Source organism: Streptomyces sp. NPDC059567 (genome assembly GCF_042735655.1).
GTDB lineage: Bacteria > Actinomycetota > Actinomycetes > Streptomycetales > Streptomycetaceae > Streptomyces.
Genome location: NZ_JBHWBS010000012.1, coordinates 107,038 through 112,686 on the forward strand (window position 1 = coordinate 107,038; position 5,649 = coordinate 112,686).

The following is a 5,649-nucleotide window of genomic DNA, read 5'->3' on the forward strand; positions in this document are numbered from 1 at the left end:
CCACACAATCACCCCCCACCCCCCACACCCGCTCTGTCACGGGGTGTGGGGGGCTGGGTGTTTTGTAAACGCCCCCGGTCCACCGACGCATCGGTTCCCCCGCGGTGCGTCCTCACCGCACCGCGTCCCCACCGCATCTCACGCACCAGGAGCACCGCAACGATGCGTACACGCCACGCTTTCCGTGGATTCACGGGCCTCGGTTTCCTGCTCATGCTCTTCGCCCAGGCCCTGGCAGTACCGTCCGCCGCACGAGCCCACGGCGATACCGTCAAGGTGGTGGTGACCGGGCAGCGAGACGGTCACATCACGACCGAGATCACCTGGGAGAACGACGGGGACGCCGTCGAGGAGACAGTCGCTGCCACGGTGAACGCGACCAGCCTCGACCGGACCCGCTCCATGGGGCCGTGGCGACTGGTCCGCGCCCCCGGCACGCGCGCCGGCTGGATGACCGCGGAAGTCCTCGCGCCCGGTACCTGGAAGGTCACCGTCGACGTGGGGTTCCCCTCCCTCGGCCACGGGGAGGCGGAGGTCGCCGTTCCGGTGGTCGACCCGGTGCCGCCCAGCGCCCTCACGCCCACCGCGTCCGTGCCCGCCCCGGTCCCCTCCGCGCCGGCGCCGTCCTCCGCCGCACCTTCCTCGTCCGCGACACGTCCGACCGATCCGTCCTCGCCCTCGCCCTCCCTGGGCGTGGCCACCGGCGGTGGTGACCGTACGGGCTGGTGGACCACGGCCGGCCTGGTCGGGATCGCGCTCGTCGGCGCTGCAGTCGGGCTGCGGCTGCGGCGGGCCCGCGCCGGCAGGCACTGAGGACGGGGCTCCGCAGGACCGCGGGGCCGTCGGGCACCATCCATGAGGTGGACGGCCGCCTCGCGGAGACGCGGCGCCCGCGGCCATCCGGCAGCCGGTCGGTTCCGGGTGCGTAACGAGGTGTCCCGGGCCTTGGACTGCGGGTCCGTCCCGCGAGACCATCTGCTGCTTTCGGTGTGGTGCCGGGCGGACAAGGGGTGGGACATGAGGCGCGCTGTCGTGGTCGTCGTCGGGGCGGCGCTCGTCGTCGGGCTGGCGGCATGCGGGGAGAAGGACGGCGGCGTCGGCGCGAAGGCTTCGGAGCCGCCGCGTGTCACGGTCACCCCGTCGGTGACGCCGTCTCCTGCCACTCCGTCGGCGTCCCCGTCCGTCGCCGAGCCCAGTCCCACGCCCAGCGTGAGCCGGTCCTCGCTCAAGCCCAGCGCCTCGCTCAAGCCGAGCGCACCCTCCCGTCCCGTACGCACCCAGGTCACGGTCACCCCCGCCGCCAAGGGCGGCCGCCTCGTCGTACGCGGAGGCGGGCCCGCGCAGGAGTTCTCCGTCACCCTGCGCAACGACACCCGGCGCGACTACGCACGCCTCGCCGTCGGGCTCGCCATGGAGCCCTCCTGGGAGGAGGGCGGCCCTGCCGACTGGGGCCTGCGGGCCGAGCGCTGGGACCCGGCCGCGGGCCGTTGGCGTACGGCCGACATCGTGGTCGCCGGCGATGTCGCCGTGCTCTACCAGACCGTCGGCGGGACCGCTCTGCCCCGTGGCGCCGAGCGCACCGTCCGGTACCGGATCAAGGCGACGGGGCCGAGGCCGGTGGCCGGCACCTGGCTCGCCGTCGACGCCGTCGTGACCGGGTTGCCCGAGGAGGCCCCGGCCGAGGCCAGGCTCGCGGGCCACGGCAGGCTGCCGGTCGACATCAACCCCCGGTGATCGCGGGCGCCGGGTAAGGGCCCGTCCGGTGGATGACTAGTGACATGTTGGTCTTCAGTCCGTAGGGTGCTGAATATGGATATGCACACCGTCGTCCTTGGCACGTCCGGCACCACCCCCCAGGACGTCATCGACGTCGCCCGGCACGGCGCCCACGTCGAGCTCTCGACCGAGGCCGTACAGGCCCTCGCGGACGCCCGCGCCGTCATCGACGCGCTCGCCGCCAAGCCCGAGCCCGTGTACGGCGTCTCGACCGGGTTCGGCGCGCTCGCCACCCGGCACATCAGCCCGGAACTCCGTGCCCAGCTGCAGCGCAACATCGTCCGCTCGCACGCCGCCGGCATGGGCCCGCGCGTCGAGCGCGAGGTCGTGCGCGCGCTGATGTTCCTGCGGCTCAAGACCGTCGCCTCCGGGCACACCGGCGTCCGGCCCGAGGTCGCGCAGACCATGGCCGATGTTCTCAACGCCGGCATCACCCCGGTCGTCCACGAGTACGGCTCCCTCGGCTGCTCCGGCGACCTCGCGCCGCTCTCGCACTGCGCCCTGGCCCTCATGGGCGAGGGTGACGCCGAGGGCCCCGACGGCACCGTGAAGCCCGCGGGCGAGCTGCTCGCCGCCGCCGGCATCCGGCCCGTCGAGCTGCGCGAGAAGGAGGGCCTCGCCCTCCTCAACGGCACCGACGGCATGCTCGGCATGCTGATCATGGCCCTCGCGGACCTCGACACCCTCTACAAGTCCGCCGACATCACCGCGGCCCTCTCCCTCGAAGCCCTCCTCGGCACCGAGAAGGTCCTCGAGCCCGAGCTGCACGCCATCCGCCCCCACCCGGGCCAGGGCGCCTCCGCCGCCAACATGCTCGCCGTGCTCAAGGGCTCCGGTCTCACCGGTCACTTCCAGGAGGAAGAGGCCCCGCGCGTCCAGGACGCCTACTCCGTGCGCTGCGCCCCGCAGGTCGCCGGCGCCGGCCGCGACACCATGGCCCACGCCCGCCTGGTCGCCGAGCGCGAGCTCGCCTCCGCCGTGGACAACCCCGTGGTGCTCGCCGACGGTCAGGTCCGCTCCAACGGCAACTTCCACGGCGCCCCCGTCGCGTACGTCCTGGACTTCCTCGCCATCGCCGCCGCCGACCTCGGATCCATCGCCGAGCGCCGCACCGACCGGCTCCTCGACAAGAACCGGTCCCACGGGCTGCCGCCCTTCCTCGCCGACGACGCCGGCGTCGACTCGGGCCTGATGATCGCCCAGTACACCCAGGCCGCCCTGGTCAGCGAGATGAAGCGGCTGGCCGTCCCGGCCTCCGCCGACTCCATCCCGTCCTCCGCGATGCAGGAGGACCACGTCTCCATGGGCTGGTCCGCCGCCCGCAAGCTGCGCACCGCGATCGGCAACCTCAACCGGATCATCGCCGTCGAGCTCTACGCCGCCGCCCGCGGCATCGAGCTCCGCCGCGGTCTGACCCCCGCCCCCGCCTCGCAGGCCGCCATCGAGGCCCTGCGCGCCGCCGGGGTCGAGGGCCCGGGGCCGGACCGCTTCCTCTCCCCGGACCTGGAGGCGGCCGACGTCTTCGTCCGCGAGGGCAAGCTCGTCGCGGCCGTGGAGCCGGTCACCGGCCCGCTGGCGTAGCGGACGCGTACGGCCGAAGCGAGAAGGGCCGCCTCCCCCGTACCGGGAGAGGCGGCCCTTCCGTCGTGCGAACTCAGTGGGCCCGGCCGCCGCGTCTCATCGCCAGCGCCACGAATCCCGCTCCCACGGCCAGGAAGCCCGTCCCGCCGATCAGATACGGCGTCGTGTCCGGGCCGCCGGTCTCGGCGAGGCGCTGCTCACCCGCCTCGCGCTCCTGCTGGGTCGAGGTGACCCGCTCCTCGTCGGTCGCGTTCGCGGACGGAACGAACCACAGCGCGAACAGCAGCGTCCCGGCCGCCGTGGCGGTCAGCAGCGGGCGTCGAGCGACGGACACAGAGATTCGATCCCCCTTGCGGAAACCGCGAATTGGTAGGTGCGTCGATGCTAATGAACACAGCGGGTCGCAGGAAAGTCGAGACCCCGGGGAGCCTACGCTCCCTCGTATGAGCACTTCCGAGACATCACGGTACGTACGACTTCGCGTCGAAGTCGTCCTGGAGATCGACGGCCCCGAGGAGCTGACCGAGGCGGCCGTCGGCCGTATCGACACCGACGAGTTCATGCCCGAGGACGAGCGCGTGCACGCCCGATCCGCCGTCCGCGAGGACAGCGCGGAGGCACTGGCCTACCTCATCGAGCCCTTCGACCTCGTCCGCGAGGTCCCCGGGATCGAGCTGGTCCAGGCCTCCTGGACCAGCGAGGAGGTCGACTACGACCCCGATGCCCAGGAGTGGGACCTCGACGAGGAAGATGAGGTGGACGAAGACGACACGGAACGGGTCTAGCAGGGCGTGGCACCCCTGGAAGCCCCGGTACGGCCGTCCCGTACCGGGGCTTCCCGCTGTACGGAGACCCGTACGGGAACCGGACGCTCCGCGGCCGCGTGTGGATCAGTGGTGTTCCCCACAAACCCTCCGGTTACGGAACCGCGCAGGGTCTCATGGATGTTTTGACGAGTGTTGGCAGGGATTCGGCGACGATGGAGATGCGTGTGATGACGGACAGCAAGCGCCGCAAGAGCCTGGCGGCAGCCGCCGCGGTGCTCGGCGGCGTGTTGGTGCTCTCGGCGTGCAGCGACGGCGACAAGGGCGGCGCCGCCGACAGCTCCTCGTCGGCCCAGTCACAGGCTCAGGTCGACGAGGCCGCGGCGCAGAAGACGTCGAAGGCCCAGATATCCATCTCGCCCAAGAACGGCACCGACAACGCGTCGATCAACAACGACGCCAAGGTCACCGTCACCAACGGCACGCTGACCGAAGTGACGATGACCACGCAGGAGGGCAAGAGCGTCGAGGGCGAGATGTCCGCCGACAAGCTCAGCTGGAAGCCCACCGGGCAGCTCAAGCGCGCCACCGTCTACAAGATCTCCGCCACGGCGAAGGACGCGGACGGCCTGGAGGCGCACGAGAACACCTCCTTCACCACCGTCTCCCAGGCCAACAGCTTCATCGGCAGCTTCACGCCCGAGGACGGTTCCACCGTCGGCGTCGGCATGCCGGTCTCGATCAACTTCAACAAGGCGATCACCGACAAGAAGGCCGTCCAGGGCGGCATCACGGTGACCTCCAGCAGCGGCCAGGAGGTCGTCGGGCACTGGTTCGACTCCCAGCGCCTGGACTTCCGCCCCGACGACTACTGGACCGAGGGCTCGACCGTCACGCTGAAGCTGAACCTCGACGGCGTCGAGGGCGCCGAGGGTGTCTACGGCGTCCAGCAGAAGACCGTCACCTTCAAGATCGGCCGCAACCAGGTCTCCACCGTCGACGTCGCCACCAAGACCATGACGGTCAAGCAGGACGGCAAGACGATCAAGACCATCCCGATCTCGGCGGGCTCCCCGGAGAACCCCACCTACAACGGTGAGATGGTGATCTCCGAGAAGTTCAAGGAGACCCGGATGAACGGCGCCACCGTCGGCTTCACCGACGACGACGGCAAGGGCGAGTACGACATCAAGGACGTCCCGCACGCCATGCGCCTGTCCACCTCGGGCACGTTCATCCACGGCAACTACTGGGGCCCGGACTCGATCTTCGGCTCCGCCAACACCAGCCACGGCTGCGTGGGCCTGAACGACGTCAAGGGCGCCGGCGACCCGAACCAGATGGCCGCCTGGCTCTACGACCACTCCATCGTGGGCGACGTCGTCATCGTCAAGAACTCCAAGGACAAGACGATCTCGCCCAGCAACGGCCTCAACGGCTGGAACATGAGCTGGTCGGCGTGGAAGGCCGGCTCGGCGGTCTGATCCCGTACGCATGAAAGCGGCGGCCCCCTCCACCCGGAGGGGGC

6 protein-coding genes are annotated in these 5,649 nt (G+C 71.1%); 5 read left to right on the forward strand and 1 reads right to left on the reverse strand.

Translation table 11 applies throughout. From position 1 onward, the window contains the following. Positions 1 to 162: 162 nt before the first annotated feature. The 3 genes from ACFVZW_RS09130 (at position 163) to hutH (ending at position 3,357) form a co-directional block, all read left to right on the forward strand. The gene (locus ACFVZW_RS09130) at positions 163 to 813 is read left to right on the forward strand and encodes a hypothetical protein (protein WP_384518926.1); all 651 of its coding nucleotides are present in this window, start codon (positions 163 to 165) and stop codon (positions 811 to 813) included. A gap of 204 nt (positions 814 to 1,017) precedes the next feature. After that, complete coding sequence (locus ACFVZW_RS09135; RefSeq protein ID WP_384518929.1) at positions 1,018 to 1,734, forward strand: hypothetical protein; 717 nt, start codon at positions 1,018 to 1,020, stop codon at positions 1,732 to 1,734. Between the two features lie 81 nt (positions 1,735 to 1,815). After that, a complete protein-coding gene (gene hutH / locus ACFVZW_RS09140) occupies positions 1,816 to 3,357 on the forward strand; it encodes a histidine ammonia-lyase (RefSeq protein WP_384518961.1) in 1,542 nt (513 codons plus the stop codon). 73 nt (positions 3,358 to 3,430) lie between these two features. On the opposite strand, the gene ACFVZW_RS09145 is transcribed toward hutH, so the two are convergent. Next, positions 3,431 to 3,691 (reverse strand): LAETG motif-containing sortase-dependent surface protein, encoded by a 261-nt coding sequence (locus ACFVZW_RS09145; protein ID WP_384518933.1) that lies wholly within the window; start codon positions 3,689 to 3,691, stop codon positions 3,431 to 3,433. Positions 3,692 to 3,800: 109 nt separating this feature from the next. Between ACFVZW_RS09145 and ACFVZW_RS09150 the strand changes: the two genes are divergently transcribed. Beyond that, on the forward strand, positions 3,801 to 4,142 hold the full coding sequence (locus ACFVZW_RS09150) for a hypothetical protein (protein WP_384518936.1): 342 nt from the start codon (positions 3,801 to 3,803) through the stop codon (positions 4,140 to 4,142). 194 nt (positions 4,143 to 4,336) lie between these two features. Beyond that, the gene (locus tag ACFVZW_RS09155; protein WP_384518939.1) at positions 4,337 to 5,605 is read left to right on the forward strand and encodes an Ig-like domain-containing protein; all 1,269 of its coding nucleotides are present in this window, start codon (positions 4,337 to 4,339) and stop codon (positions 5,603 to 5,605) included. Positions 5,606 to 5,649 lie beyond the last annotated feature (44 nt).

Coding starts and splice junctions, on each gene's coding strand:
- ACFVZW_RS09130 (WP_384518926.1), top strand. CDS start 163: ATGCGTACACGCCACGCTTTCCGTGGATTCACGGGCCTCGGTTTCCTG.
- ACFVZW_RS09135 (WP_384518929.1), top strand. CDS start 1,018: ATGAGGCGCGCTGTCGTGGTCGTCGTCGGGGCGGCGCTCGTCGTCGGG.
- hutH (WP_384518961.1), top strand. CDS start 1,816: ATGCACACCGTCGTCCTTGGCACGTCCGGCACCACCCCCCAGGACGTC.
- ACFVZW_RS09150 (WP_384518936.1), top strand. CDS start 3,801: ATGAGCACTTCCGAGACATCACGGTACGTACGACTTCGCGTCGAAGTC.
- ACFVZW_RS09155 (WP_384518939.1), top strand. CDS start 4,337: ATGGAGATGCGTGTGATGACGGACAGCAAGCGCCGCAAGAGCCTGGCG.